This is a genomic window from Planctomycetia bacterium (genome assembly GCA_016795155.1).
In the GTDB taxonomy this organism is placed as follows: Bacteria; Planctomycetota; Planctomycetia; order Gemmatales; family HRBIN36; genus JAEUIE01.
Genome location: JAEUIE010000067.1, coordinates 13741 through 39397, shown reverse-complemented (window position 1 = coordinate 39397; position 25657 = coordinate 13741). Strand labels below are relative to the sequence as shown.

The window sequence follows — 25657 nt, the reverse complement described above, 5'->3', positions numbered from 1 at the left end:
GCTTGCCGGTTGCTGATCGGCTTACGGCCCGGATAACGCTTTCGACGCTTCTTGGGAACCGGTAACAATGGTTCAATCAATGCCCAGAGTTGATCATCCAAAATCGGTTTGGCCATAGCAGTGCTCCTTGCTCGCCAAACTCATAGCCTGACTGGACGAGAAGCACTAGCTCATTTTGTTAGATGCTCTTAATATCTATTTTAGCTGCTGCAGCGCGATCAATAGCAGCAGCTTCTGGATCAAGCCTCTTTGCATGCACACTTGCTCTTTGAAATAAGTGATTTGCATTATTAGGCTCTTTCTCGACAAATTCAGTAATGTCTGAAATAGCATCATCATACTTTCCGGAACGTATATAAGCATTAATCCTGTCTCTCATATAATAATTGTTTCCAAGTGCTATGGCACGAGTTGAATCAGCGATAGCTTCTTCATAATTGCCTAGGTTATACTGGCACCAGCCTCGATTTCCGTATAAACAGTCTACATTACCTAGTCCTTGACTAAACTCAGGGCAACCGCCTTTTTTGATCGCGGTAGTGTGGTCAACAATTGCAATATCGAATTTACCTATATGTTGATTAGTGTAGGCACGAAGGCAAATAGCAAATGTATTATACTGGTCGAGTTCTAATACTTTGTTGCAATATAAAATGCAATCATTGTATTTTTTACTACTACTAAATTCTTTTGCTTTTTCAAGGTTATTGATAATTAACTGCTCTTTCGTTAATACGACAGGAGCAAGCTCTTTCTTTGCAAGAGCCTCATAAACAGGTGCTGTATTTTCGATTTTGCTTGCTGGAATGCTATTGGAATCGTTTGACTCACTCATATTCGCAACATGTTGTGTATTAATACCCTGTGATTTGCTGAAGTCTGGTTTGAGCGCTTCAGGTGTTACTTTCAAGACAGTAATGTCCCCGCGCTTAATTGAGAAATCCTCAGATTTAGTTTCGAAGCCTTGTCCTTGAACGAGTATCTTATGTCTACCTGGTCGTAAACGATGTACCATACCTTCGTGGGTGAGTTGTAAGGTTTTGCCATCGATCGCAATGCTAACCTTGGCTTTAGGGTCACTTAGTTCAATTTTTAGAGTGCCTTCTGCAGTCGAAAAATAGAATATAATTCCACTGATCATGAAAATAAGTAATGTAGCCAATCCCGTTGCTAACCAAAATAAGGGTCGTTTTTGTTGTTGAGTCGCCAACTTCACGCTAGCTAGTCGAGTTCTGGTTTCTATGGCAATGTTTTGTATCTCGTGAAAAACACTTGGTTCTGCACCGGTACCAACTTGTGAATTGATGAATGAAGTTAGCGCATTGGCAAAATCAGTCATGGAGGCAAAACGATCCTCGGGTTTCTTGGCAAGAGCCTTCATGCAGATGATTGAAAGTGGAGTTGGTACGGAGTCTGGAAGTGCTGGCGGCTGTTCTGTCATTACTTTGGCCAATAGAGTTCCATAGTGGCCATTAAATGGCCGCTTGCCGCTCAGAATCTCATAGAGAATGACACCCAATGCATAAATGTCGCAAGCAGGTCCAAGTTTCTTAATGTCGCCATCCAGTTGTTCCGGTGGCATGTATGCTGGCGTGCCTAATATGGTTCCACTTACAGTAATTGAAGAATTACCTTGGCATCCATGATCAGGTGTTACTTTTTTGGCTAGTCCAAAGTCAGTAACGACTGGTTCTCCTAACTTTTTATCCAACAGGATATTGGCCGGCTTCAAGTCTCGATGAAGCACGCCATGTGTATGTGCTACCGCCATAGCTTGAGCGATGCGGCGTACAATTCCCGCAGCCTTGCGAGGTGCCTGTGCACCACGCTTGTCGATGAAATCCGCGAGAGTGCCGCCTTCAACGTAGGCTAAAGCCATGTAATCACGCCCATCACCGGTCTGCCCGACATCATAAACGGGACACAGACCCAAGTGTCGCAGCGAAGCCACTGCTCGTGCTTCTCTTCTGAATCTCTCACGTAGATCAGAGTCGCTACTTGAAAACTTAGTCAGCTTAAGCGCCACCAGTCTGTCTAACTCGCTGTCATGGGCTAGATAAACTTCTCCCATGCCGCCACTTCCCAGGCGACGAGTTAAGCGATATTTCCCAATTTGTTGGGGCATTTTCTCTTCATTGTTTTCTAGGTTAGCCTCATCCACTGGTTGCAGAGTAATGGCTGAATCTTGCTTGGCCGTGCTCGGTAATGCTTGAGGCAAAGTCTCATGCAGTTTCGGCTTATTCTTGTTCGGTTCTTTACGGAGCGGCTTGCCAGCCCTGGTTTCAGCTTCTCCTGGTTTCTCGACCAGTGTGCCCATGATAATATCAACTGGCTTATCGGCGTTTTTCTTGGGTACAGGAGAAGATGACATACATGATTACCCTAGTAATTTGCACGATATTAACCTCATACTATTGTTTTAGATAGTGAATTCAGTTGCAACTAGTCATTAATTTATTCCAGAGGTTCCATCAACTTATGCCTCGATTTACTTCTTAAATACACCTGTGGGCTATGGCATGTTATGATGTATTCCACTTCAATCTAGCAACCCCTCCACATCCAACCGCCTCGTAAACATCGCCAACTCCCCCTCCGCTCGGGTACCACTGTCCCGGTGCTCCGTGATAGTGCCGAGATGTGCAATCGCTGCCAGTCGTCCAATGCTCAATAAACGTCGCTCATTCACACAGCGGGCTTACGACCACTGCTTTCATTCACTTGCGATGACGCAACTTCCCCCAACAACCCTTCCACATCCAATCGCTTCGTAAGCATCGCCAACTCCCCCTCTGCAGTTCGGGGCCATTGTTCCTTCGGCCAATCCTCATTCCGGATTAGTTTGTCGAACCCGTATCTGGATTGTATCGGCGTGTTTAACAACAACGATAAAAGGCACATGCAGTTCTATATTAGAATCAAATAGCGTCTTTAAACTGGAGATAGTGAAATGTGGAAGAATATGCCCAGGTCGTAAGTAAATAATCCCAGCATGATCTTGTCCGTTTTTGACGGCCAAGCTTCCAAAATCAGCATCATGAGTAATTACAACTAACTGATGATTGAAGGCATATTGAAGCACTGCTTCATCAATACTTTGGCTCAACCCAGTCTGCTCTGCTGTAGTAACTGACAGATTTTGTGCTCTTAACCAGTCAGTTACATCTTGATGTACATTCTGATCGGTCAGGAAGCTGCAGTCCGTTAACTTCATGCCGCACCAGCGGAGAGATAGAGGTCATTCTTGACACTACTGGCTGCAAACAAAATGGCGTCTCGTACAGCCTCCTCTTTCAGAAAAGGATAGTTCTTCACGATTTCTGAAACAGAAGCTCCCGAGGCGACCAGTTCTAGAATGAATTCAACACTGATGCGTGTCCCTTTGATAAAGGGTTTTCCACCGAGCATTTTGGGATCCGTAACGATACTGTCAAACATGGTAATTCACCTGAACCAATAATGTAAGTTAACAGTTGTTCATGCAACTTGCAAGCAAACCGTCCGGTTCTCCCGCCTGGCCAGTTTCCAACCAAAATAGAATGAGTGGTTTTGTGTGAGATTTACTCTCTCCCCCAACCTCCTTCAAACCCTCACATCATCTTCATCGCCAGACATTACATCTGGACGATAGAGACATCATAATTCCACTAAACGGGGAGGATGCAGGATGCATGCTCTGATTATCAGCGATCTGCACCTGGGGGCACGGAACTGCCAGCATCAGCTATTGCTCGGCAGGCTTTCGCCACTTTCGCTCCGATCTTTCTCGCATGTCATGCTCAATGGCGACGTGGTCGATCATCTCAATTTCGGATACTTTCAGCCACGCGACTGGGCTGTCATTCATCGCCTGCAGCAACTCGCTCGCGAAGATCGCCTCGTCGTCATTCAAGGTAATCATGATCGACCTAAGCGTTCACGCGATGGCTGTATCAGCAGACAACTGCTGGGCGATATTCTAAATGTTGAGCTGAAAACCGAACTGACACTCTACATCGATGGCCAGCGGTTCCTCATGACGCATGGCGACCAGTACGATCAGACCTTGAACATGACAACGCTAGGCTGCGTAGCGGAGGCAGTCTATCGACAGACGCAGCGCTGGCATCAACCCACTTCTCGTTGGCTAAAACGGAAAAGCAAAGCCATTCTGGGCATTGAGCATGCCGTTAGAAAGAAAGCAATGGCTGATGCCCGGAAACGCGGCTTCGATGGCATCATCCTGGGGCACACCCACTATGCCCATCTGGAAACCCATCAGGATGGACTGACCTATTTTAACTCAGGCTCCTGGGTCGATGACGATTGCACTTTCCTCGAACTGCAACACGACAGGCTGAATCTGAAACACTGGAAGGGCACGAACCTCAACGGTCTGACAATTCCCCGGCAGGTTAATGTCCAATCTGGCCAGAATAGCATGGAACCTGCATTGGCAGTCTCACTGGGATGATGAGTTTGTCCAAGCTGGAGCAAACTGATAAATCGTGTGATACAGATCGCCCGTAACAGGCTCCTGTTTGTCAGTTCGCAGATCGAACGTCAACTGGCACTGCATCGCTGGTCGCAGGTCGGCAATTTCCAGAAATACGCTTCTTCCATCAGGCTGCAACGTAGCTTTGGTCACTTTGAGCACATCCGTACCTTCACGGTTGGGTTGTCTGACTGACCACATCTTCGAGCCATAGTCGCCGCTGTATCGGTAGTTCCATTGCGTGAAACCAAAGCGGGTAGCATCGCTGGCAGATGCTGCATCGAGTGGATCAGTGAATGTCACCATTAAGCCGTTGGTATGGGCAGCCAGCTTGATGGGCAAGGATAAAGGCTTATCGGTTCGGCGGACGCGCTGCAGACTGCCATCGCGCACTGCTGCGGTCTGCCAGCCATTCAGGCCACATGCATAAAAATGTTTGTCGATAGGGTGGAACCGTCCGCGGAATACGCCCGACAGGAATTTAACACCCACATCTACCGCTCCGGTCTGCAGTGCATCCCCTGCTTGTTGTGGAGGCAACACCAGTTGCATACGACATCGGCCATAGGAAAGATGCAGCAGCTTTCCACCCAGTGGCCCCCAAACACCTTCAGGCACCCAACTGTGTCCGCCTGATGAATTGCAGAGAGTGCGAGGCACCCAGCAAACGGGCGGATCAAATGTCTTCGGTGGAGTTGGCCGATGATGGCTGGGCATGTGGCCATAGAAGCCGCCTTGATTGAAGTAATCGATGCGGGTGCTGGGCATCCAGTTGCCTTCTTGATCGGAACCGGTTACCTGGCCGGTAGGCGAAACCGACATCGCCATCGGATGCCGGAAGCCCGTGCAATAGACTTCCATGTTCTTCCCATCAGCGTCGCAGCGGAGCAACGTCCCGCCGTGAGGCAGTTGGCTGTCACCCGTCTTAAAGAAGTAGAATCGGCCTTGCGGATCAGTCTCCAGATTGCTGTCGTAGGAATGTTCCCCCGGCCCGGTATGCCAGGCATTGGTGACGCATTCGTAGAAATCAGCTTCGCCATCGTTGTTGTCATCGTGAAGCCGGGTGATCTGTCCCCGTTCCAGGACGTGTACCTTGCCGTTGATGACTTTCAAGCCAAGGGGATGATACAAGCCGGTGGCAAAGCGATGCCATCGCAGTTCCTTGAGTGTTGCATCAACGCCTTTGATCACCCAGACATCGCCATGTGCGGTGCACATAGCCAGGTCGCCGTTAGGCAAAGCATCAATGCCGGTGCAGAAAAAGAGAGCCTTGAACCGGTTCTCGTAGGGAATGGTCAGTGTGTCCACGACGAGGGGCTTATCATCCCTGGCTACTTCACCCTGCGTGATAATGGGTGAACCCCATCGCAAACCATCCGGCTTCAAGAGCGGTGCGTTTAAGGGCAGGGGAGGGTAGCGGACAATTGCCTTGGCAAAACCCGACAGGTCTTCCTTCTTACCTGACCAGAGAGAAACTTCGAGGTTTAATCCCTTATCGAAGGCAGGCACTTCAAGAATCAGTCTATCCCCATCGATGGTGACATTGCCTCTGCCGGGTATGGGTGCAGAAATCGCGGTGACCATATTTTCACGCTCAGCTACCCACAATTCGGTCGGGCTGATGCTGGGCACACGCTTGGTGTCGCCGGGGAAGTTGATCACTTTGAACGGACTGCCTTTCACTTCTGCAAGAATCAGCCTCATGCCTTTTGATTGTCCCTTGCATTCGATATTGCGGGTGAAAGTCGGATAACCATCGTAGTGGGTGAACCACGGTGCATCGGTTACCTGTGCCCCGCCAACTTCGTATTCCAGTACAGGTCGATTGCCACTGAGGTGCAACCCCTTGAATCGCCCCCATTCACTTGGAAGTGCTGAAGTGCGTGGCGGCACCGGATCAAACTTGCCAGATGCATTCGCCCAACCCGGCACGGGTGAATGTGCAAAAGCGATAGTGCCAGCAGGCTTGGGAGTATTGAGCAAACCGAAACGCACATTGCTGTGCTGCAGGTATCCACCGGTCCAGCCACAGGCATAGCGAAGCTGCGAACGATCAAAGAGAACCGCTGCTTCGCCTTTATCTCCCAATCGCAATGCTGTTCCCTTGTAGACCAGTTCCGGTCCGCTCCAGGATGGGAACTGGAACGTCGCATTGAAACTCGGCCCCGTGTTCATCTCGCGGAATCGGCCATCCACCCACGATTGTTCCTGCGCCTTTTCCCAATCGGGGAACGTGCCACTGGCAGGCCGGGGTGTCCAGGCCGGGTCGCCCGCTAACTGTTCGTTCTGATCGAAAGGCCACAAGCCTGTCGTGAAAGGGTCCATCACCAAAGGTGCTGTCGGCAACTCCTTAATTTCGCGGATAGTTCGAGAGATACGAACATCATCAATCAAGCCATTGCAGGCAATACGCGAAGTGCCATCGATAGCCATGCCAATGCACAGGGAGCCTGGTTTGGGGCTGAGCTTATTCTGCCTGCTGACTGTTTTGCTGCCTGCTGGTTTGCCATCGACATAAAACTTCACTTCTTTGCCATCGAAGGTAAATGCTGCAGCGTGCCATTGCCGATCTGCAATCACTGCTTCGCCTTGAATGTATTCAGGTGAGTAGCCCGGCAGTTGCAATTCGATCTTGCCTGTGCCACTTGCGGACCGAAGCGACCAGTGATGCGATGATTGCCTGTCATCACACGAAGCGATGATGTTCACAACACGTGGATCGTTGAGCTTCACCCAGCATTCCACCGAGAACGGCGGTTGCCTGTAATGATTTTCTCCATCGATCATGACAGGAGTTTTGCTGGCATCCAGAGCTTTGCCAAACTTGCCTTCCGCCAGTGTGGGTAATGATCCAACAACAGATGTCTGAGCATGAAGAGGGAAAGTAAAACAGGTGACCAGCAACAACGCAATCGAGCATCGCATATCGTTCTTCCATGCAGGAACAGACAGACAGGTGGATTAATCAAAGGATATTCAAAACGGTTCTGCTTCCCAAGCACAAACTTGTCTGGCAGATGCTTGGTTAGCCTGATACTGCGTGGTATAGTACGTTGCAACGGAGCGAGATTTTTCTATGGTTCGCATGGGCATGTTTTTCATCAGCTTGGCAATTCTGATGTTCTCCTGTGAGTCCACGGAAGTGTGGGCATTTCAAACAAAGAAAATCAACATTCTCAACATGGAGAAACTGAACACCGTTGCCAACGAAGATGATCCCTGCATCATGGCGGACAACTCGCAGTTGATCTTCACCAGCGATGAAGGTGGCACTGTTCAATTAAGAATGGCATCCCGCAAGAGTGCAGGTGAACCACTCACTCGCGAACGCATCGTCGATGAACTCGCCGGTGAAGGCGAATGCCGCTCGGCCTGCCTGCTGCCCAAGGATAAAGAGGGCTGGGAATATCTCTACTTCGCCACGCAGTATCACACCGATAAGAAAAAACCAAATCTTGATCTCTATCGTGTAGGCCGGTTCAGTCCGCAGCGGCCGTTCCAGGGTTACAACGCCGCCAGTCCGGTGCAGATTACAGCAACCGTGGAGGATGAAGCCTATCCGTGCTTGTCAGCAGATGGCAAGGAACTCTATTTCAGCAGAAGAAAAACCACTGGCTGGAAACTGATGCGATGTCTTGCACGTGAATTGCACGTCTACGAGAGCATGGCGGAAGTAACTATGCCGGAAGGCTATCATCACGTAACGCTTTCCCGCAGCGGACTGACCATGATACTTCAAGGGCCAGTCAAGCCAGGTGAACCGCTGCAAGGATTGTTTTTCAGCAAAAGGCCTGACAAGCAGGGGCTTTGGTCGGAACCCGAGTCACTGAAGTCAGTCAATGACACCCAGGGCATGATTGGAACCTGTTCACCCTGTTTGAGTGCTGACAACAAGTACTTGTACTTTGCCAGCGATCGTCCAGGGGGCAAAGGTGGCCTGGACCTGTACGTGGTAGCGGTCGGCGAAATCGAAGAACTCAAGAAGTAATCTCGAGGGACTTATGCTGCGTTCTGCTCTTTGGATATTCCTGTGCCTGCCTGCCGTGCTGGTTGCCCAGCAGCCAAACCTGGTCATCATGATGTGTGACGACCAGCGAGCCGATGCCATGAGTGGTGCAGGCAACCCGGTCATCAAGACTCCCAACATGGATCGCCTGGCTCGCGAAGGTATGACGTTCAAGAACATGTTCGTCACCAATGCGCTCTGTGCTCCAAGCCGTGCCACGCTTTTGACGGGTTTGTACTCGCACAAAAATGGCGTGACCGATAACTACGGCAATGAGATACCTGCGAATATCAAGATACTTCCTGATTATCTGCGTGCTGCTGGTTACGAAGTGGCGTTCTGTGGCAAATCGCACATCAAAGGGGCATTACGCGACCGCACGTGGGATTATTACTTTGGCTACAAGGATCAGGGCCGGTACATCGATCCCATCATTGCCGAAGGTGTGAAAGGCGAGGATAAAGTCTGGCCAGGCTACATGGATGATGTGGTGACCGACAAGGCCATGGCTTGGCTCAAGCAGCCTCGCAGCAAACCATTCTGTTTGTTTCTGTTTTTCAAGGCGCCGCATCGCCAATGGGTGCCTGCCCCCAGGCACAAAACGCTTTATGCTGATGTGAACATCCCCAAGCCGTCGCTCTGGGATCACTTAGGGCAAGGCAAGCCCGCAGCCTTCCTGATGGCTGCCAACATGTTCGGACAGTTTCCTGACACGAAAGATTTTGCAGGCATGATGCGCGATTACTACCGCACCATCACTGCAGTTGATGACAACATAGGCAAAGTGTTTAGCTGTCTGCAGGAGCCTCAACAGCTTGATAAAACCGTTTTGATGCACACATCTGATAACGGCTTCTTCCTTGGAGAATGGCAGCGGTTCGACAAACGATTCATGCATGAGCCTTCCATACGTGTACCTTTGCTGGTGCGGTTTCCGCCTATGGTCAAGCCTGGCACTGTCTGCGAAAAGATGGTCATCAACACCGATCTAGCTCCCACCATTCTCGATTTAGCTGGGGTAATGCCTGATCCATCCATGCAGGGACGAAGCTTCAAGCCTCTGCTGGCAGGCAAGGACGTTCCCTGGCGTAAAGACTGGTATTACGAGTACCACGAATACCCCGATGTTTCCCACAATGTGCAGAAGATGCGAGGCATCAGAACGGACCAATACAAACTCATTCATTACCACGAACCGCCTCTTCGTTATGCTGAAGCGTTCGAACTCTATGATCTGAAGAACGATCCTGAAGAGAAAGTAAACTTGCAGGGCCGACCAGCCATGAAGCCGGTGAAAGTGCAGTTACTCAGCAGAATGAAAGAACTGCGTGAAGAACTCGGTGCGAACTAGCCCTAGCGAAGTGGTGTCCCCTTACTAGAACAGTAGGGTAACAACCGTTCCACCAGGCAGGTTCGCCAATGCAGTGCATGAGTGTTTCCGATGCCCGACAGGCATCCGCAGTAGGCAAACAGATTAAGCTCCAGGGCTGGGTGCGTACCCGGCGCGATTCCAAAGGTGGCTTCAGCTTCATTGAGCTTAACGATGGCTCCTGCCAGGGTAATGTCCAGATTGTTGCGGAAGGCAAACTGCCCAACTACGAAACAGTCATCAAGAAGCTTAATATCGGTGCCTGCATCGAAGTAACCGGCAATGTCATCGCATCCCCCGCCAAGGGGCAGGCAACGGAAGTACAAGCCACGGAAGTTACACTGCTGGGCGAAGCCGATCCGGAAAGTTATCCCCTGCAGAAGAAGGGCGCTTCGTTTGAGTTCCTGCGTACCATCGCACACTTGCGGCCTCGAACTAATACGTTCGGTGCGATGGCCCGCATCCGCAATCAGGTCTGTTATTCCATCCATCAGTTCTTTCAGGAACGGGGCTTTCTGTATATTCACACGCCGATCATCACTGCCAGCGATTGCGAAGGGGCAGGGGAACTGTTCAAGGTCACCACGCTGCCACTGGAAAAGGTTCCACAATTGCCGCCGGCAACGGGTGCTACACAACAGAAGCATGAATCCAATGTCGATTTCAGTCGTGATTTCTTCGGCAAGCCAGCCTACTTGACCGTGTCAGGCCAATTGCAGGTAGAAAGTTTCGCCTGCAGCCTGGGCAAAGTCTACACCTTCGGTCCAACTTTTCGGGCCGAGAATTCCAACACACCCAGGCACCTCGCTGAGTTCTGGATGATCGAACCGGAGATGGCGTTCTACGATCTCCAGGACAACATGAACCTCGCGGAGGCATTCATCAAGCGCATCATTGGCGATGCACTCAAGAACTGCAAGGAAGACATGCAGTTCTTCAACGACCGCATCGACAAGGATCTGCTAGCCAGGCTCGAAGGCATTCAGAAGGAAGACTTCCTGCGGGTTTCCTACACCGAAGCGGTTGACATACTGGAAAAGTCGGGCCAGACCTGGGAATTCCCTGTCGGCTGGGGTAAAGATCTGCAATCCGAGCATGAACGCTACCTGACCGAAAAGCACTTTGGCAAGCCGGTGATTCTCTACAACTATCCGCGAACGCTCAAGCCTTTCTACATGCGGGTCAACGATGATGGCAAAACCGTCCGTGCTATGGATGTGCTGGTGCCCGGTGTGGGTGAAATCATTGGAGGCAGCCAGCGTGAAGAACGACTCGAAATGCTGACGCAGCGATTGAAGGAACAAGGCCTGCCTGTGGAACCTTATGCCTGGTATCTTGATTTACGCAAGTTTGGCACCGTGCCTCATTCCGGTTTTGGCTTGGGCCTGGAACGTGCCTTGCTGCTGCTCACCGGCATGGCCAACATCCGCGATGTGATCCCGTTCCCTCGAACACCTGGCAACGCCGAGTTTTAAGTCTTACTCTCCTCCTCTCCTGGAGGGAGAGGGGGTGGGGTGAGGGGAGGGATTTGCAATGATGTTGCAGCATCAGCTGAAACACTCTTCTCCCCCACATTCCGAAACGGCAACAGGAACACCACCATCGCACATTCACTGATCAGCCAGGTGATGCGAAGCAGCAGAGCCACCAGAGCTGCGTAATCTGCACCAATCTGATTTTGCAACAACACCATGATCGCCCATTCGCGCGTACCCAATCCAGCCGGCGTGGGTATTACAAACCCCAGTACGGTTGCTGCTGCCAGCTTGGCCACCAGTTCAGGCAACATCGGCCAGGGGTTGATATCTGATCGAACGGCAATTACCACCAATGCCAGGCTGACACCCATCAAGACTGAACAACAGGATTGCAGCAATACACCCAGCCCCAGAATCTTGATTCCCAGCCGGGGAAAAGGTGCGTGCGTGCCATCAGGCAGCTTGCGAAGCGGGAAGGTCAGTCGATGCATGATGGCATTGAACACGGGTGGGATCATCAAAGGCACCGCACCCGCCAGCAGCAAGGCAACATGCAGGTAATTCAGTCGTTCGCCCAATGGACCTTGAATCAGCACTACTCCCGCAGCAAATAATGCTCCCACTGCCATGAACACCACGGTTTCATACACGACGGTGGTGGCAGCAACTTCCAGCTTGCAGCGGGGGCCTTTCACCAGCACCGTTCGCAGCAACACCACTAATGCTTTGCCAGGCACATACTTCGCCAGGTGTCCGAGAAAATAAGCCCAGGGCACCCGCATTGGCACAGGCTGTTGTCCCAGGCTCAACATCGACAGCCACCAGAATGACATCGAAAAAGATATTCCAACCAGATAAGCCAATCCCGCACAAACCAGGTAGCCTTCCTGCCAATCGACCGGATGTTCCCACAGTTGCTGCAGGGGATTCCAGAACGCGATGGCGACAAAGACCAGCACCAGAAGCGTGATCACTGTTTGTAGAATCAGCTTGTAGCGGGGTGACCATTTCATGAAGTGATGATGGGGTAAAGATGAACCATGAGAATTAATCAGATGTGCAATCGCCGGGGGCGAGTGCTGGCCTGCCGCATCGCTTCCTGAATCATGAGAAGTTCTCCCAGGTTTTCAGCGGTCACCAGGCCAATGACTTTTCCATCTCGTACCACGGGCAATGTTCGACAGCCACAATTCTGGAGACGTGCCAGTACAACTTCCAGCATTTCCTGCGGCTCTGCTGTCTTGAATTCCCGCTGCATCACTGTTTCCACCTTCACCTGTCCGCCATGTTCCGAGAGGCCACGTATTAAATCGTTACGGGTCAACACTCCCACCAGGCGGTTATCCTGCAGTACGGGAAAATCCTGCTGAAATCCTGCGAGCAGACTTTTGGCAACTTGATCGAGCGTATCACCGGGATGCAGGGTATGGATATTCGTAATCATAGCTCGCTGGATGGGAATGCCACTGATGGCAGCACGCATCTGGACCATGCTGGCTTCCTGAGCAGCTCCCATCCAGACAAACAGGGCAATAAAAACGAGAAAAGGGTTCATGAACAGGCCGACCAATCCAAACAGCAGTGCAAACCCCTGACCAATTCTTGCTGCAAGTTGTGTCGCTTCCACGTAGTCCATCCGCATGGCCAATAAGGCTCGTAGAACACGTCCGCCATCCATTGGAAATGCGGGGAGCAGGTTGAAGCCAGCGAGGAAGATATTGATCCAGAACATTTGTTGAATGAAACTGCCACCCACACGAATGGTATCGCCGAAGGAGGCAAAACCTTCTCGGAGCATCAGCCCAAGATAAAGTGATACCGCTATCACGACATTTACCAGCGGCCCCGCCAGGGCAACAACCAGTTCCTGCTTCGGCTTCTCCGGAATGCGTTCCAGCCTGGCTACGCCTCCAATCGGCAGGAGAGTAATGTCTTTGGTTCGTATACCGTATCGCCGGGCTGCCAGCGCATGTCCCAATTCATGAAGGACAACGATGAGAAACAGAGACAGTATAAAGAGCAGACCACCTAGTGCCTGTGATAAGCTCCCCTCATGCAGGTAGTGCGAAACTGCTACCCAAATGAGGAGAATAAGAAAGGTGAAATGCACATAGACATCAATGCCAGCAATCTTACCAAGCCGCCAGGACCAGGTCATCGTGAATTACTCCCACTTTCTACCAGTTAAGACTTCGTAAGCTTCCAGGTACTTGGTGCGAGTCTTTCTGACAATGTCTCCAGGCAGTGCAGGCGGCGGGCTGTTTTTATCCCAACTCGTTGTCTCCAGCCAATCACGTACAAACTGTTTATCAAACGAAGGCGGGCTGATGCCTGTCTGATAACTGGACATCGGCCAGTAACGGGAACTGTCAGGCGTCAACACTTCATCAATCAGAATCGGTTCCTCTTCGTCGGGCAGAAGGCCAAACTCGAACTTGGTATCAGCGAGAATAATGCCTTTGCTTTGCGAATACTCAGCGGCTCGTTGATAAATATCGAGTGTCTTCTGTTTCAGAGTGGCAGCCAGCTTGTCACCTACCTGTTGGGCCATCACCTCGTAACTGATATTCTCATCGTGCCCGGTTTCCGCTTTGGTCGCAGGGGTAAACAGTGGTTCAGGTAGTCGGCTCGCCTGCAGCAAACCAGCGGGCAGTGGGATGCCACACACCGTTCGCGATTTCAGATACTCTTTCCAGCCTGAACCAGCCAGGTAACCACGTGCCACACATTCAATGGGCACCACCTGGGTTTTCTTCACTAGCATGGTTCGGCCTGTCAGTTCATCTTCACGATCTGCAAAGGCCCGAGGCATCTCTTTCACGTTCGTACTGATTAAGTGATTGGGCACGCCGAGATACTCAAACCAGAACAGTGAAAGCTGTGTAAGAATTCTTCCTTTGTCGGGTATCGGCGTTGGCATCACCCAGTCAAAGGCGCTGAGCCGATCGCTGGCAACTATCACCAGGCGATCTCCCAGGTCGTATACATCACGAACTTTTCCCTGCCTGCGCGGGTAGCCCGGAATGTCACTCTGGAACAAAGGCACACCAGCCATACACTCTCCTTATCATCGGATGTGAGTCCGAATCTTCACTGCGGGCCGGTTCCTCTCTCACCGGCTGTCTCACGTAGTATAGCCTAGTGGTATTGCATGGAGTAAGCATGTTTAAGTTTCGATTATTGACACCCGGACCTTCCCCCGTTCCCGAAGAAACCCTGCTCGAAATGGCTCGGCCTGTGCCTTATCACCGCACGCCAGAAGCCAAGGCGATTCTCAGTGAAGTGCTGGATGGGCTGAAATACTGTTTTCGTACTACGGGTGATGTCTGCGTTCTGACGAGTTCAGGTACAGCATCGGTTGAAGCGGCACAAGTTTCCGCGGTTCCCCGGGGTGGCAAAGCCATTGCTGCCTACGCAGGCCGTTTCGGCGAACGCTGGCACAATGTCTGGAAAGCACATGGCATTGAATCGATTGCTGTCACTGCACCCTACGGACAAGCCGTCACCCCAGCACAGATTGAACAGGCTTTGCAGGCACACCCCGATGCCCAGGCTGTCTGCGTCGTTCATTCCGAAACCAGCACCGGCGTCAAGCACGATCTGGAAGCGATCGGAAAAGTAGTCGCCAAGACCAATGCTGTGCTGATTGTTGATTCCATCAGCGGTGCAGTCACCATGCCTTGCGAAATGGACGCTTGGGGCATCGATCTGATGTGCACCGGCTCGCAAAAGGCGTTGATGCTGCCGCCGGGCCTGGCGTTTGTCGCCGTCAGTGCCAAGGCTAAAAAGAAGATAGAAGAGAACAAAAGCATCAGTGGCTTCTATCTCGATCTGAAGAAGTACCTCGGCAAGCTCAAAGACCCCGATACGCCTTTTACTCCTGCCCATACACTGATTCGTGCCCTGCGGGTCAGCCTGCAGAAACTGAAAGCGGAAGGCATAGAAAACGTCTGGAAACGCCATGCGAAGATGGCTGCTGCTGCTCGGGCAGGTGTTGCTGCATTAGGGTTGGAACTCTTTGCGAATCCACCCGCCGATGGATTAACCGCGGTCAAGGTGCCGGAAGGAATCGATGGCAAAGCACTCCTGAGCAAAGCTGAGAAACAGTTTGGCCTCAAGATAGCTGGTGGACAGGATCAGTTGGCGGGCAAGATTTTTCGCTTGGCCCACATGGGTTACTGCGATTTCTTTGACGTGCTGGCAGCCCTCTCAGGCCTGGAAATGGTACTCAAAGAAATGGGCCACCCCGTGACGTTGGGCTCAGCCATCACCGCTGCACAGAAGAGTTACGCGGGGTAATTTCAAGAAGCCCACGGACTGTACTCCGTGGGCTTCTAAGTTGTTCTGAGTTGCAACAGGTACTTAGTAAAAGTAAAATAACATCATGAAAACCGCTCGTTATGTTTATTGGCAGGAAGAAGGTGGCTACATCGGCTACTTCGTGGATTATCCTGATTATCTGACGCAGGGTGACGATTTGGAAGATCTGAAACGTCAGTTGCTTTCGCTGTATAAAGACCTTACTAGCGGAGAAATTCCAAGTATTCGAAAAATCGATGAACTGGTTGTAGCATGAAACGTGTTGACCTGATCAAGATACTCCATCAAGCTGGTTGTGTGTTGATCCGGCATGGTGGCGAACATGACTGGTATCAGAATCCTGTCACCGGGATTTGCCAACCAGTTCCTCGACATCGTGAAATCAAAAATTTGTGGCACGCAGTATCATAAGATTACTGACTCAGCAACCGACTGATCCCCAGAACGATAAGGAATGAAATGTCGAAACTCGCCTTTCTCTTCCCCGGTCAAGGCGCCCAGGCTGTGGGCATGGCTAAGGATTTGTGTACCCAGTTGCCTGCCGCTCGGGAACTCTTCGACCGTGCCCAGTCGGTGCTGGGCTACGATCTCTTCAGCCTGTGTGCTTTCGGTCCGGACGACAAGCTGACCGCGACCGATGTCAGTCAGCCTGCTATCTTCGTCGCCAGCCTGGCAGCCTTGGAAAAGCTCAGGGGAGAGTCGGCAGACGTTATCAATCGATGTACCCATACTGCGGGTTTAAGCCTCGGAGAATACACAGCACTGACCTTCGCCGGTGCTTTCACATTCGAAGAAGGCTTGCGTCTAGTACAGAAACGCGGAGAGGCCATGCAGGCTGCTGCCCAGACAACTCCGAGTTCGATGGCCAGCATTCTGCTGATCGAAGTGCCCCAGGTTGAAGAAATCTGTAAACAGGCTTCCAGCAAAGGCCTGGTCAAAATTGCCAACCTCTTATGCCCAGGCAACACCGTTATTTCAGGCGATATTGCAGCGGTGGATGAAGCAGTGAAACTTGCCGAAGCAACCAGTGCCAAGGTGGTTCGCCTGAGTGTAGCGGGTGCATTCCATACCGATTTAATGAAACCAGCCGATCAGCAACTGGCAGCGGCACTTGCTGAAGTGGATATCAAGAAGCCTCGGATACCCGTCTGGTCGAATGTCGATGCCAAGCCTCACGATGACCCTGCCGAGATTCGTGATCTACTGGTCAAGCAGGTACTCAGTCCGGTTCGCTGGGAAGAAACGATGCGTGCCATGCTGGCTGTCGGCGTTGGCACCTACTACGAAATCGGCCCAGGCCGGGTGCTCGCCGGGCTGATGAAACGCATTCAACGCAAAACTGAATTTATCAGTGTACCTGCGTAGCTGCTGGCTTCTCGCATCTCAACTCTTATAAACACCATGTAACTTATCGCACCTTTGAGAGAATCACATGAGCACCGCACTTCCTCGCTGTTACCTCGACATTACAGCTGATGGCAAACCTTTGGGCCGCGTTGTAGTCGAACTACGTAGTGACATCGTGCCCAAGACTGCAGAAAATTTCCGTGCCCTGTGCACCGGTGAAAAAGGCTTTGGCTTTGCAGGCTCAGGTTTCCATCGCATCATCCCCAATTTCATGTGCCAGGGTGGAGACTTCACCAACCACAACGGTACCGGCGGGAAATCCATCTACGGTGCCAAATTCGCTGACGAAAACTTTACGCTGAAACACACCGGCCCAGGCGTGCTCAGCATGGCTAACGCAGGTCCAGGCACCAATGGCTCGCAGTTCTTCCTTTGCACCGTGAAAACCGAATGGCTTGATGGCAAACACGTCGTCTTCGGTTCCGTGGTCGAAGGCATGGACGTTGTCAAGAAAATGGAAGCCCTGGGCAGCCAGAGCGGTGCAACCAAGGCCAAAGTCGTCATTGATAAATGTGGTCAGTTATAGCCTCTTTCGGTTGAGTGTGTCATACTGTCACGTATGACACCTGAGCCAGATATCTCAAGCCCCGTCTCGCTCCCTGCTGTTGGAAAAACACCACGGCAGGATAGCTGGCTGGGGCCTTTGTTTTACTGGGAGATGCTCCGCGAAATTCGCAAGATCAGGAGCTATCTGCCTCGTGTGTTGTTTGCCCTGGTTCTGTTGCTGCAGATGTATCTGAGTATTGGCTCTGCTGATATCACCCAGAAGCAGGCTGCTTACTTCAGCGAACGGAATGTCAATAATTATCTTCTCTTTCAATACCTGGCAGTTGCCTTCCTGACTCCGATATTCGTGTGCGGAGCTGTCATTGAAGAACGACAGCAGGGCACGTTGTCCATCATGCTTACCACCTATCTGACTACAGGTGAATGGCTGCGGGGCAAAATGATGGGCCGCCTGGCGCCGATGCTTACCTTGCTGATCACCGGTATTCCTATCCTTGCGCTCATGCAGCTTTTTGGCGGCGTGAATATCTTCAATGTCATCATGCACTCCCTTCTGGCGGCAGTCCTGATGCTGGCAGTAGGCATGCATGCCATCTACTGCTCGGTACAGGAAAAAACGGTAGGCAGAGCAATCTTTTCATCCTACATGCTTCTGGTGGGTGGAACATTTCTGGGATATCTGTTGGCCTGGCCATTGTCCGCCATCCTCATGGCAACTTCGCTGGCAAACCGAGATTGGATCTTTGCCGTCTTGGCATTCTCAATCATTCTGATGCACATGTGGCTGGGTGCGCGATCCTTCGGAGCAGCAGTCAAGATGCTCGAAAAGCGCACCAGAGACTTCGATGCCAGTAAATCTCCTTCGGAACAATTTGATCTCAATACCAGATTAAAATCTCTGGAAACTGAATTAGTTAAGGTCATTCGTAATCCTGCAGTTAATTCAGACCTTGATACAAAAGAACAGCAGGTACTTGAAGTAGTAGAACCAGATGCTTCAGTAAAAAATCGAAAATCCACCATCTATTCTCGCTGGCCTCTAGTCTGGAAAGGTTCCCGATTTCCCTCATCCATAGGCTTATTCATAACCACATTGCTGGTGATATTGATAGATGGAACAATGATACTCGCACTCTTATTTGCTGCATCAGTCACGAGATCGGCAGAATTTGTCTACTATTTGGGTGTATTAAATCAGATCATTCTCGTTCCACTCATGATGACGGTAACCTTGCGTGCATCCTCTGTCATTGTAACTGAACGGAAGAATCAGACATGGCTCATACTGCTGACCTTACCTTGGTCGCACGCACGTCTGGTGTTTGAGCTTGCTGTTGGCGCTCTCTGGAGATATCGTTGGTTGCTGCTTTTCTGCATACTGATTACATTGCTCAACGTTTTCGTGTTGAATATCAGTGTAACTCTCGCATTGCTGCTCACTTATTCCAGTCAACTGATATTCTTTTGTCTGATAGGGCTATTGATTTCTGCCATCAGCAGGACCGTATTTATTTCGCGTATTTGCACCTGTTTGTTCTTAGTTGCTATGTTTTTGTGGTTACCGATGATAGTGAAAGGTTCGGAATGGGATTCCATTTCTTTGCTGCTTCCCGTCCAGACCTGGCTCGCGGTCAATCTGAACCGTATCGATTTCGTTGCAGATCCGATAACAGCAGTAATCACGCAAAGTTTACTTTCCGCTGCATGTTTTGGCACTATATGCTCACTGATCAAACTGCAGACTGCACGATAATAAATCAATGTGCCGGAGCCGTCGACTTATGGCTGGTGCTGACCGGCCCCGTCTTCTGTGATTTGATCGAATGCCCCAGAAGCTGATCGCAGCCTGAAACAAACAGCACAGCCACCATGAGAACAATCAGTCGAATCATCATATTTCGCCGCTGGTTTGTAAGGGTAAGGTAGAGTAATCTAAGAACATTATAGTCCCTATCTGACAATGGGTACCCCCGATGCTGCTTACCATTCTTCTGAGTTGTTTGTTATACGCTGGCGACGATGCCTGGGTTGATCTGTCAGGTAGCGAAGGCTTTGCAGCCTGGCGTGCATCGGGCCAATGGTATCACACTACCGAAGTTGGTTTGAAGCCGGGCAACAACAAGCTTCTGGAAGGCAAACCCGGCACCGGTCCGATCATCGTCAACGGCCCCACTGGGCGCACGGGAAACCTCATCTCCAAAAAGAATTACAAGGATGTCGAATTTTCCTGCGACTTCATAATGGGTGAGAAATCCAACTCAGGAGTCAAATTCATAGGCCACTACGAGATTCAACTCTTTGACAGCTTCGGCAAGAAACAAAGCGAGTTGACCGGTTCCGATTGTGGAGGCGTCTATCCACGTGGCGAACCGAAACCCCGCTATCACACCATTGATAGAGGCACCCCTCCCAGCGTTGCCAACTGCAAGAAGCCAGGCGAATGGCAGAGCTTGCAGATTACCTTCCGCGCTCCCCGGTTCAATGAGCAGGGAAAGAAAGTGGAACCAGCCTGCTTTGTCAAAATTGTCATGAATGGGGATATCATTCACGAGAACATCGAGATGCGTTTCCCCACCGGTTCCAACTGGCGGCAAAGCAAAGAAGTGTCCGAAGGCCCGATACTGCTCCAGGGCGACCACGGCCCGGTGGCGTTTCGTAATGTGAAAGTGAAAGAAGTAGAATTGGCCCGTAAAGCGGAATAGGGCAACATGCGATTGACAGCTTGCTTCCCCTAAAGAGAAGGCTTGATAGCTGTGGCAGGGTTATTCGGTACTCCGAATGACCCTGCTGGATGTGCAATAACTTCGTTGTTTCGCAGGGTCATACATGAGTACATGAATAACCCTGCCACAATGCACCAAACCCTTATGCCGACGCTGGCACTTCAAACCCCTTGCGGTATTCGCGGGTCAGCATCGTGTTGGCTTCGCTATTGTTCTTGAAGGTTTCAGTGGAACGATCCAGTTCAAGAGGCTTGCCAATCCGCAGTTTGCCTGCGATATCAACATTGTTGTCAGCCAGGTGTTGTTTCATGCGGACGATGGCATCAGCGCCTTCATCACACATGCCCAGGCTCTTGGGGTTATCCATCGTCTTGGCAAGCTCTTCAGCATTGGCAATGTGTCCCAGCCGGTAACTGATGTTACCCAAGTGACACAAGGCACTGGAGAGATGGCCTTCTTCAATGTCAGCATTCAGATCGGTGTGCTTGCGGCTCTTTACTGCCTTGATGAAGTTGGCAAAGTGGTTACCACCAGCTTTGAACTCGGCAATCTTTTCACCATCGGGCCGGTAGGCAATGCCTGCTGAGTAGCTATTGCTGACTACATAACCCTCTGGGCCAACCCAGATATTGCCAATCTTGGAGCCACGATAGTCGTTGGTCTTTAGCCCACGCACTTCAAAGATCAGCCGACATCCTTCTTTGGCATAATTGAAGAAACAGAGTTGCGTGTTAGCGGTTTCTGCACAATCCACATAGCCAACCCGGCCGCCAATGCTCCAGCACGAATCAGGCAGAGTCTTGAGATTCAGGCCCCAGCGGGCCTTGTCCATTTCGTGGATGCCTTGGTTACCCAGGTCGCCGTTGCCATAATTCCAGAACCAGTGCCAGTCGTAATGCACCGGGCCATGGACTACGGAATTGCGGACAGGTGGATCCATCGGTGCTGGGCCGCACCAGAGGTTGTAATCAATCGACTCGGGAATCTTGACGGAAGTGTTGGCATTTCCAATGCTGCCACGTGGCTTGTAGCACAAGCCGTACGCCAGCTTGACTGGCCCGATCTTGCCTGAATGAATCAACTCAATCGCTTGTCTCATTCCACCTTGCGAGCGGCTCTGCGTGCCCGTCTGCACAATCTTGTTGTTTTTACGGGCGAACTCGACCATCCGCCGGCCTTCGCTGACATTGTGGCTCACCGGTTTTTCAACATACACATCTTTGCCTGACTGGATCGCCCAGATGGTCGCCAGGGCATGCCAGTGATTAGGCGTAGCAATGGAAACAGCATCGATGTTCTTGTCTTCAAACACCCGACGCAAATCCTGCACATATTCAGGCTTCTTGTCCTGATACTTCAACGCTTCCTTGATGCCTTTCTCTGAAACCTTTTGATCAGCATCGCACAGCATGACCACTTCAGTTTCAGGCATATCGGAGTAGCCACGGATATGCCCCATTCCCTGGCCATTGAAACCGATCACTGCCACCCGTATCCGTTCGTTGGCACCCACCTTGGGCTTCTTGACGATCTCTTTTTCTTTCTTTTTCTTATCGTCCTGGGCATAGCTCAGTTGAGCGAGGGAGACGGATGCAGCAGCCAGCAGCGAACTGTCACGAAGGAAATCACGACGCGAATGGAGAGACATTACAAAACCTCAAGGTAGGCTAAACGGTAGGCAATGCATTAGACCCTGTATCAACACGCAGGTCAAGCATTCAATTGAATGGAAGTTTGTTTCACTCAAGAAGCCGAAGTTCAGCTTGAGGGCTGCACTTTTTCAGCAGGCTGGGCAAGGTGAAGAGGCAACTCCGGTCCGGTAAACTCTAACGGCGAACTGGTCTGCAACTTGCCAACTCGCATGGCATATTGGCCATGCAATACCGCATCCAGAAACGGCCGGACGTGTGCCAGCCGCCAGCCTTCATTGAGCAGCGTATTCCCGGTTTTTTCACCCATCGCTCGTTTGATGATGTTGCGTAAATCACTGACGGTGCAGATCAAGCTGGAAGACAATTTCATCTGCAGGGACAATTGCCCCAGCACCACCTGCAGAAATTCCACCAGCACCGACAGTTGTGGCGGTTCGGTTTCCTTGGGAGGCGACACAGGCCACTGATCGTTCGGTGTTTTTCTGCCTCGTTCCATGGCTGCCAGCAGACCTTCGAGGTCACGCCGTGCGACTCCCAGTCCACGCATACCCTGCAGATCGGTAACTGTTTTCGGATCACGACGGATGAGATCGACCATGATTTCATCGCGAATTAACGTACGTGCCGGGCGGTTGAGTGCTTCTGCCCGCTCCTGTCGCCAGGCAAACATTTCACGCAGGACTGCCAACTGTCGCGGGTGCAGCGAAGAGGTCCCTTTCACTTTCCGCCAGCGTTCCAGGTTATTGGGAGCTTCATCAGCTGCAATGACGGTCAATCGCTGGAACTCTTCTTTAGCCCAATCGAGTCGGTTCAGTTTTTCCAGCTTCCCTCGCGTTCGCTGATAAAGCGGTATGAGGAAACGCACATCATCATAGGCATAGCGAACCTGTTGTGGCGTTAATGGTCGTGTACGCCAGTCTGTCAGTGTTTCCGATTTGGAAAGGTTGGCACCCAGCAATTGATTCACCAGTGCTGCATGCCCCAGCGGGTAGCCCAGGCCGAGCAATCCTGCTGCAATCTGAACGTCGTAGCACTTTTGCGGTGGCAAGCCGGTAGCCCGAATGCATTGACGAATCTCTTCCCGCCCGGCATGGACTACCACTTCCACTTTCCCGGATGTCATCAATTCCCAGAAGTCATCCAGCTTGTCGCACGCCTGGGGGTCGATCAGCATCAGGCGATCGGCAGTGGAAACCTGGATCAGGCATAATTCGGGATGGAACGACTGTTCGCCTACAAATTCGGTATCAAAACCGATGACAGCTGCCTGTGAGAGATGATCTACAGCATGAGCCAGCGCGTCCTGACGATCAATAATCCGTTCCACTGACGTCATACTGGTCTTTCCATGCCTCTCATCAGGACAAACCGAGCCACTCTTCAGGTGAAGCATACGATATTAAATGAAGCTCAGCCTTCCAGCAGGTAAACAAATGGAAACTCTACTCAGCCTGATCAACAAGCGTGTCGTGCTTGATCTACGCAGTCCTTATGTCTGTATCGGGAAACTGGTCAAGGTAGACCAGGACTTTCTCACCTTGGAAAATGCTGACCTGCACGATTTTCGTGACAGCCCTACGACACGTGAAAACTATGTTGCTGCTGCGAAAACCTCAGGCATCAAAACCAACCGCTCCAAAGTCCATGTCCGTGCAGATGAAGTGGTTGCAGTTGCCTTGTTTGCTCATGTCATCGATGCTTCTAGCGATGAGTAATGCGGTACTTCAAACAAGCTATAATGTACTCTATTAGAATAATATTGTCACTATAGAATTAATGCTGTTTAGCTCTTACATGGCTTGAATGATGAAAAAGTGTTAACACTATTCTGTAAAATGTTGAATCCAGCGTTAAATTCAATAATTGGACGCAAGTTGTTTATTAACAAAAACTTATGATGAAATATGCGGTGATTCCATCGTTGAAAAAGTTGCAGTTATTTTTCATTATTGCTCCAAATGCTTCCCCAATGAGATGTTGTAACGAACCGTGCATGTACACCTTGACTGCATCCCCAGTCAGGCTGATAGAATAGTTCTAGACTTGCACTGGTTACCTGTTATTTTGAAACAGCCATCGACCCTGTGTGTGGAGCACAGGAGCCTGTATTAACCTGCTGGACGCATTCGTTCAGCCTTGGAAGGTGTCTCTGCCCATGAGTCCTGCCGCCCTGCGAGCCTTATCGGTCGTGAATGGGTGGGAGACCGTGCGCTATGAACTCTTGCAGACCAGGCTCTGTGATCTGGGCCTCACCATCGAGGATTCCAATGTCGATGACTGCATCAGGAGGCTGTACAAGGAACTGGAAAGCAAGCTTATTGTTTTCAAGCCCCGGTGTTACCTGACCGATGGTTGGGGCTGCCCCAATGAAGTTCCCATCATTGGCATTCCGTTTTACCTTACCGATCGGCGACTCGCCCGGCTTGAAGAAGAACAAACTGGCGAACTGGAAGATGAACAGTTCGTTATGATGCTGCTCCGCCATGAAGCTGGCCATGCCCTGAACTATGCCTACCGGCTCTGGGAATACGATGGTTGGACCGAGATGTTTGGCAAGTTCTTCAAGCCTTATCGCGACCACTACCTGCCTAACCCGATGAGCAGGCAATTTGTCAGGCATATTTCCCATCACAAATGGGGCCGCACCTACGCACAGAAACATCCGGATGAAGACTTTGCCGAGACCTTTGCAGTCTGGCTGACACCTCGTTCATCCTGGCGGCGTAAGTACCGCTACTGGCCTGCCATCAAGAAACTCGATTACCTTGATAATCTCATGAGGCAGATTCGGGGGGTAAAACCTCTTCGTCAGGATGGCCCCGATTATCAGCCTGTTTCGGAAATGCCCTGGACCCTGGCTGAACACTATGGCAAACAGGCCGAGCGCTACCGCTCCGAAGCCCAGGGGTATGTCGATGACAAACTCCGCCAGGTGTTTCCGGTGCTCCGTTCCCGTATCACCAAGCCAGCAGGCAGCCTGATTCAGGATGAGAGACTGCTCCTTTCAGAACGGGTGGTCCGCTGGACAACGCTCGAAACCGACGAGGTATCAGCCATTGTTGACAAACTCGCTGACCGCGCCGAAACTCTCGACCTGCATTACAAGCCCAAGGATCGACAGAACAAACTGATCGACCTGGTGGCTCTGGTCACCTCTCTCTCAATGGACTTCAACTACACCGGCCGCCTGACCTGCTAACTGCATTTCGCATTTTAGATCAACGGTTTGGGTGCCACGGTTTGCGTGTACCCACGCTAACCGTGCCAATTTACTGCATAGTTACTTTTGCGGGTTTACTTAATTCGGCCTGATATCCCCGCGCAGCTTGCTGATGCCCGTCGCAGCAAACTGCTGCAACACTTCCAAAGGCACAATCTCCAGCACCGATTCATGCGTTGCTTCCAACACCACCAGCGGTGCCTTGCCCGCCTGGTAGGCTTCCTTCCACCGTTCCGAACACAGGCACCACCGGTCGCCAGGCTGCAACCCTGGAAAGCGATACTCCGGCATCGGCGTACTCAGATCGTTGCCTCGCGATTTCGAGTAGGCGAGAAACTCTGCCGTGGTAAGGATGCAGACACAATGCTGGCCATGATCATCTGGCCCGGTTTCGCATTTGCCGGTGCGATAGAATCCCGTCACGGGAGCGACAGAACACATCTGCAGCGGACCACCCAGCACATTGCGTTGTTCAGGCATCATCTCTCGTCGCCTCCCGTT

The 25657-nt window shown here is 51.2% G+C and carries 25 protein-coding genes; 13 read left to right on the top strand and 12 right to left on the bottom strand.

All coding sequences use genetic code 11. The features are described from left to right. The 4 genes from JNJ77_21870 to JNJ77_21855 form a co-directional block, all read right to left on the bottom strand. Positions 1 to 116: IS5/IS1182 family transposase (locus JNJ77_21870; protein MBL8825251.1), on the bottom strand; the 116-nt coding region annotated here is incomplete at its 3' end. Between the two features lie 62 nt (positions 117 to 178). Continuing rightward, positions 179 to 2371 carry a protein kinase gene (locus JNJ77_21865; protein MBL8825250.1) on the bottom strand — a complete coding sequence of 731 codons (2193 nt, stop codon included), beginning with the start codon at positions 2369 to 2371 and terminating at the stop codon, positions 179 to 181. 456 nt (positions 2372 to 2827) lie between these two features. Next, positions 2828 to 3214, bottom strand: a complete 387-nt coding sequence (locus tag JNJ77_21860) for a DUF5615 family PIN-like protein (GenBank protein MBL8825249.1) — start codon at positions 3212 to 3214, stop codon at positions 2828 to 2830. After that, on the bottom strand, positions 3211 to 3438 hold the full coding sequence (locus tag JNJ77_21855) for a DUF433 domain-containing protein (protein MBL8825248.1): 228 nt from the start codon (positions 3436 to 3438) through the stop codon (positions 3211 to 3213). Before JNJ77_21855 ends, JNJ77_21860 begins: the two co-directional genes overlap by 4 nt. 229 nt (positions 3439 to 3667) lie before the next feature. Here JNJ77_21855 and JNJ77_21850 point away from each other — a divergent pair, with 229 nt between their 5' ends. Then, positions 3668 to 4453 (top strand): UDP-2,3-diacylglucosamine diphosphatase, encoded by a 786-nt coding sequence (locus JNJ77_21850; GenBank protein ID MBL8825247.1) that lies wholly within the window; start codon positions 3668 to 3670, stop codon positions 4451 to 4453. On the opposite strand, the gene JNJ77_21845 is transcribed toward JNJ77_21850, so the two are convergent. Next, on the bottom strand, positions 4442 to 7399 hold the full coding sequence (locus JNJ77_21845) for a hypothetical protein (protein MBL8825246.1): 2958 nt from the start codon (positions 7397 to 7399) through the stop codon (positions 4442 to 4444). The two genes, JNJ77_21850 and JNJ77_21845, sit on opposite strands and share 12 nt — an antisense overlap. Positions 7400 to 7550: 151 nt before the next feature. Between JNJ77_21845 and JNJ77_21840 the strand changes: the two genes are divergently transcribed. From JNJ77_21840 to asnS, 3 genes are all read left to right on the top strand, one after another. After that, on the top strand, positions 7551 to 8462 hold the full coding sequence (locus tag JNJ77_21840) for a PD40 domain-containing protein (protein MBL8825245.1): 912 nt from the start codon (positions 7551 to 7553) through the stop codon (positions 8460 to 8462). A 13-nt stretch (positions 8463 to 8475) separates the two neighbouring features. Continuing rightward, complete coding sequence (locus JNJ77_21835) at positions 8476 to 9831, top strand: sulfatase (protein ID MBL8825244.1); 1356 nt, start codon at positions 8476 to 8478, stop codon at positions 9829 to 9831. A gap of 68 nt (positions 9832 to 9899) precedes the next feature. Beyond that, positions 9900 to 11324: an asparagine--tRNA ligase gene (gene asnS, locus JNJ77_21830; protein MBL8825243.1), complete on the top strand. Its 1425-nt coding sequence runs from the start codon at positions 9900 to 9902 to the stop codon at positions 11322 to 11324. On the opposite strand, the gene JNJ77_21825 is transcribed toward asnS, so the two are convergent. From JNJ77_21825 to JNJ77_21815, 3 genes are read right to left on the bottom strand one after another with little or no spacing between them, the layout of a single operon-like run. Continuing rightward, the gene (locus JNJ77_21825; protein MBL8825242.1) at positions 11321 to 12340 is read right to left on the bottom strand and encodes a flippase-like domain-containing protein; all 1020 of its coding nucleotides are present in this window, start codon (positions 12338 to 12340) and stop codon (positions 11321 to 11323) included. The genes asnS and JNJ77_21825 overlap by 4 nt on opposite strands. A 38-nt stretch (positions 12341 to 12378) precedes the next feature. After that, positions 12379 to 13485, bottom strand: coding sequence for a site-2 protease family protein (locus tag JNJ77_21820; protein ID MBL8825241.1), 1107 nt, complete (start codon positions 13483 to 13485; stop codon positions 12379 to 12381). A gap of 6 nt (positions 13486 to 13491) precedes the next feature. Further along, positions 13492 to 14382 carry a phosphoribosylaminoimidazolesuccinocarboxamide synthase gene (locus JNJ77_21815; GenBank protein MBL8825240.1) on the bottom strand — a complete coding sequence of 297 codons (891 nt, stop codon included), beginning with the start codon at positions 14380 to 14382 and terminating at the stop codon, positions 13492 to 13494. Positions 14383 to 14489: 107 nt separating this feature from the next. On the opposite strand from JNJ77_21815, the gene JNJ77_21810 reads away from it, so the two are divergent. The 6 genes from JNJ77_21810 (at position 14490) to JNJ77_21785 (ending at position 19314) form a co-directional block, all read left to right on the top strand. Next, entirely contained in the window at positions 14490 to 15626 is a 1137-nt protein-coding gene (locus JNJ77_21810; protein ID MBL8825239.1) for an alanine--glyoxylate aminotransferase family protein, read from the top strand. 85 nt (positions 15627 to 15711) lie between these two features. Beyond that, positions 15712 to 15903 (top strand): type II toxin-antitoxin system HicB family antitoxin, encoded by a 192-nt coding sequence (locus JNJ77_21805; protein MBL8825238.1) that lies wholly within the window; start codon positions 15712 to 15714, stop codon positions 15901 to 15903. Beyond that, on the top strand, positions 15900 to 16058 hold the full coding sequence (locus JNJ77_21800; GenBank protein MBL8825237.1) for a type II toxin-antitoxin system HicA family toxin: 159 nt from the start codon (positions 15900 to 15902) through the stop codon (positions 16056 to 16058). The genes JNJ77_21805 and JNJ77_21800 overlap by 4 nt, the downstream gene beginning before the upstream one ends. A gap of 48 nt (positions 16059 to 16106) precedes the next feature. Further along, the gene (gene fabD, locus JNJ77_21795; protein ID MBL8825236.1) at positions 16107 to 17012 is read left to right on the top strand and encodes an ACP S-malonyltransferase; all 906 of its coding nucleotides are present in this window, start codon (positions 16107 to 16109) and stop codon (positions 17010 to 17012) included. Between the two features lie 67 nt (positions 17013 to 17079). Continuing rightward, on the top strand, positions 17080 to 17580 hold the full coding sequence (locus JNJ77_21790) for a peptidylprolyl isomerase (protein MBL8825235.1): 501 nt from the start codon (positions 17080 to 17082) through the stop codon (positions 17578 to 17580). 33 nt (positions 17581 to 17613) lie between these two features. After that, positions 17614 to 19314 carry a hypothetical protein gene (locus JNJ77_21785; protein MBL8825234.1) on the top strand — a complete coding sequence of 567 codons (1701 nt, stop codon included), beginning with the start codon at positions 17614 to 17616 and terminating at the stop codon, positions 19312 to 19314. Between the two features lie 4 nt (positions 19315 to 19318). Here the strand turns inward: JNJ77_21785 and JNJ77_21780 are convergent, their stop codons facing one another. Then, positions 19319 to 19456: a hypothetical protein gene (locus JNJ77_21780; GenBank protein MBL8825233.1), complete on the bottom strand. Its 138-nt coding sequence runs from the start codon at positions 19454 to 19456 to the stop codon at positions 19319 to 19321. A gap of 78 nt (positions 19457 to 19534) precedes the next feature. Here JNJ77_21780 and JNJ77_21775 point away from each other — a divergent pair, with 78 nt between their 5' ends. Beyond that, a complete protein-coding gene (locus JNJ77_21775; GenBank protein ID MBL8825232.1) occupies positions 19535 to 20263 on the top strand; it encodes a DUF1080 domain-containing protein in 729 nt (242 codons plus the stop codon). A 163-nt stretch (positions 20264 to 20426) separates the two neighbouring features. Here JNJ77_21775 and JNJ77_21770 read toward each other — a convergent pair whose 3' ends face one another. Then, the gene (locus JNJ77_21770; protein MBL8825231.1) at positions 20427 to 21932 is read right to left on the bottom strand and encodes a Gfo/Idh/MocA family oxidoreductase; all 1506 of its coding nucleotides are present in this window, start codon (positions 21930 to 21932) and stop codon (positions 20427 to 20429) included. 110 nt (positions 21933 to 22042) lie between these two features. Then, entirely contained in the window at positions 22043 to 23272 is a 1230-nt protein-coding gene (locus tag JNJ77_21765) for an HRDC domain-containing protein (GenBank protein MBL8825230.1), read from the bottom strand. A 97-nt stretch (positions 23273 to 23369) separates the two neighbouring features. Here JNJ77_21765 and JNJ77_21760 point away from each other — a divergent pair, with 97 nt between their 5' ends. Further along, positions 23370 to 23651, top strand: coding sequence for a hypothetical protein (locus tag JNJ77_21760; protein ID MBL8825229.1), 282 nt, complete (start codon positions 23370 to 23372; stop codon positions 23649 to 23651). Positions 23652 to 24091: 440 nt separating this feature from the next. Next, positions 24092 to 25135: a hypothetical protein gene (locus JNJ77_21755; GenBank protein MBL8825228.1), complete on the top strand. Its 1044-nt coding sequence runs from the start codon at positions 24092 to 24094 to the stop codon at positions 25133 to 25135. Positions 25136 to 25234: 99 nt separating this feature from the next. On the opposite strand, the gene JNJ77_21750 is transcribed toward JNJ77_21755, so the two are convergent. Further along, entirely contained in the window at positions 25235 to 25636 is a 402-nt protein-coding gene (locus tag JNJ77_21750; GenBank protein ID MBL8825227.1) for a DUF2237 domain-containing protein, read from the bottom strand. Positions 25637 to 25657 lie beyond the last annotated feature (21 nt).

Excerpts from the sequence above, each read along its gene's own strand:
- JNJ77_21865 (MBL8825250.1), bottom strand. The coding sequence starts at position 2,371 with ATGTCATCTTCTCCTGTACCCAAGAAAAACGCCGATAAGCCAGTTGAT.
- JNJ77_21860 (MBL8825249.1), bottom strand. The coding sequence starts at position 3,214 with ATGAAGTTAACGGACTGCAGCTTCCTGACCGATCAGAATGTACATCAA.
- JNJ77_21855 (MBL8825248.1), bottom strand. The coding sequence starts at position 3,438 with ATGTTTGACAGTATCGTTACGGATCCCAAAATGCTCGGTGGAAAACCC.
- JNJ77_21850 (MBL8825247.1), top strand. The coding sequence starts at position 3,668 with ATGCATGCTCTGATTATCAGCGATCTGCACCTGGGGGCACGGAACTGC.
- JNJ77_21845 (MBL8825246.1), bottom strand. The coding sequence starts at position 7,399 with ATGCGATGCTCGATTGCGTTGTTGCTGGTCACCTGTTTTACTTTCCCT.
- JNJ77_21840 (MBL8825245.1), top strand. The coding sequence starts at position 7,551 with ATGGTTCGCATGGGCATGTTTTTCATCAGCTTGGCAATTCTGATGTTC.
- JNJ77_21835 (MBL8825244.1), top strand. The coding sequence starts at position 8,476 with ATGCTGCGTTCTGCTCTTTGGATATTCCTGTGCCTGCCTGCCGTGCTG.
- asnS (MBL8825243.1), top strand. The coding sequence starts at position 9,900 with ATGCAGTGCATGAGTGTTTCCGATGCCCGACAGGCATCCGCAGTAGGC.
- JNJ77_21825 (MBL8825242.1), bottom strand. The coding sequence starts at position 12,340 with ATGAAATGGTCACCCCGCTACAAGCTGATTCTACAAACAGTGATCACG.
- JNJ77_21820 (MBL8825241.1), bottom strand. The coding sequence starts at position 13,485 with ATGACCTGGTCCTGGCGGCTTGGTAAGATTGCTGGCATTGATGTCTAT.
- JNJ77_21815 (MBL8825240.1), bottom strand. The coding sequence starts at position 14,382 with ATGGCTGGTGTGCCTTTGTTCCAGAGTGACATTCCGGGCTACCCGCGC.
- JNJ77_21810 (MBL8825239.1), top strand. The coding sequence starts at position 14,490 with ATGTTTAAGTTTCGATTATTGACACCCGGACCTTCCCCCGTTCCCGAA.
- JNJ77_21805 (MBL8825238.1), top strand. The coding sequence starts at position 15,712 with ATGAAAACCGCTCGTTATGTTTATTGGCAGGAAGAAGGTGGCTACATC.
- JNJ77_21800 (MBL8825237.1), top strand. The coding sequence starts at position 15,900 with ATGAAACGTGTTGACCTGATCAAGATACTCCATCAAGCTGGTTGTGTG.
- fabD (MBL8825236.1), top strand. The coding sequence starts at position 16,107 with ATGTCGAAACTCGCCTTTCTCTTCCCCGGTCAAGGCGCCCAGGCTGTG.
- JNJ77_21790 (MBL8825235.1), top strand. The coding sequence starts at position 17,080 with ATGAGCACCGCACTTCCTCGCTGTTACCTCGACATTACAGCTGATGGC.
- JNJ77_21785 (MBL8825234.1), top strand. The coding sequence starts at position 17,614 with ATGACACCTGAGCCAGATATCTCAAGCCCCGTCTCGCTCCCTGCTGTT.
- JNJ77_21780 (MBL8825233.1), bottom strand. The coding sequence starts at position 19,456 with ATGATGATTCGACTGATTGTTCTCATGGTGGCTGTGCTGTTTGTTTCA.
- JNJ77_21775 (MBL8825232.1), top strand. The coding sequence starts at position 19,535 with ATGCTGCTTACCATTCTTCTGAGTTGTTTGTTATACGCTGGCGACGAT.
- JNJ77_21770 (MBL8825231.1), bottom strand. The coding sequence starts at position 21,932 with ATGTCTCTCCATTCGCGTCGTGATTTCCTTCGTGACAGTTCGCTGCTG.
- JNJ77_21765 (MBL8825230.1), bottom strand. The coding sequence starts at position 23,272 with ATGACGTCAGTGGAACGGATTATTGATCGTCAGGACGCGCTGGCTCAT.
- JNJ77_21760 (MBL8825229.1), top strand. The coding sequence starts at position 23,370 with ATGGAAACTCTACTCAGCCTGATCAACAAGCGTGTCGTGCTTGATCTA.
- JNJ77_21755 (MBL8825228.1), top strand. The coding sequence starts at position 24,092 with ATGAGTCCTGCCGCCCTGCGAGCCTTATCGGTCGTGAATGGGTGGGAG.
- JNJ77_21750 (MBL8825227.1), bottom strand. The coding sequence starts at position 25,636 with ATGCCTGAACAACGCAATGTGCTGGGTGGTCCGCTGCAGATGTGTTCT.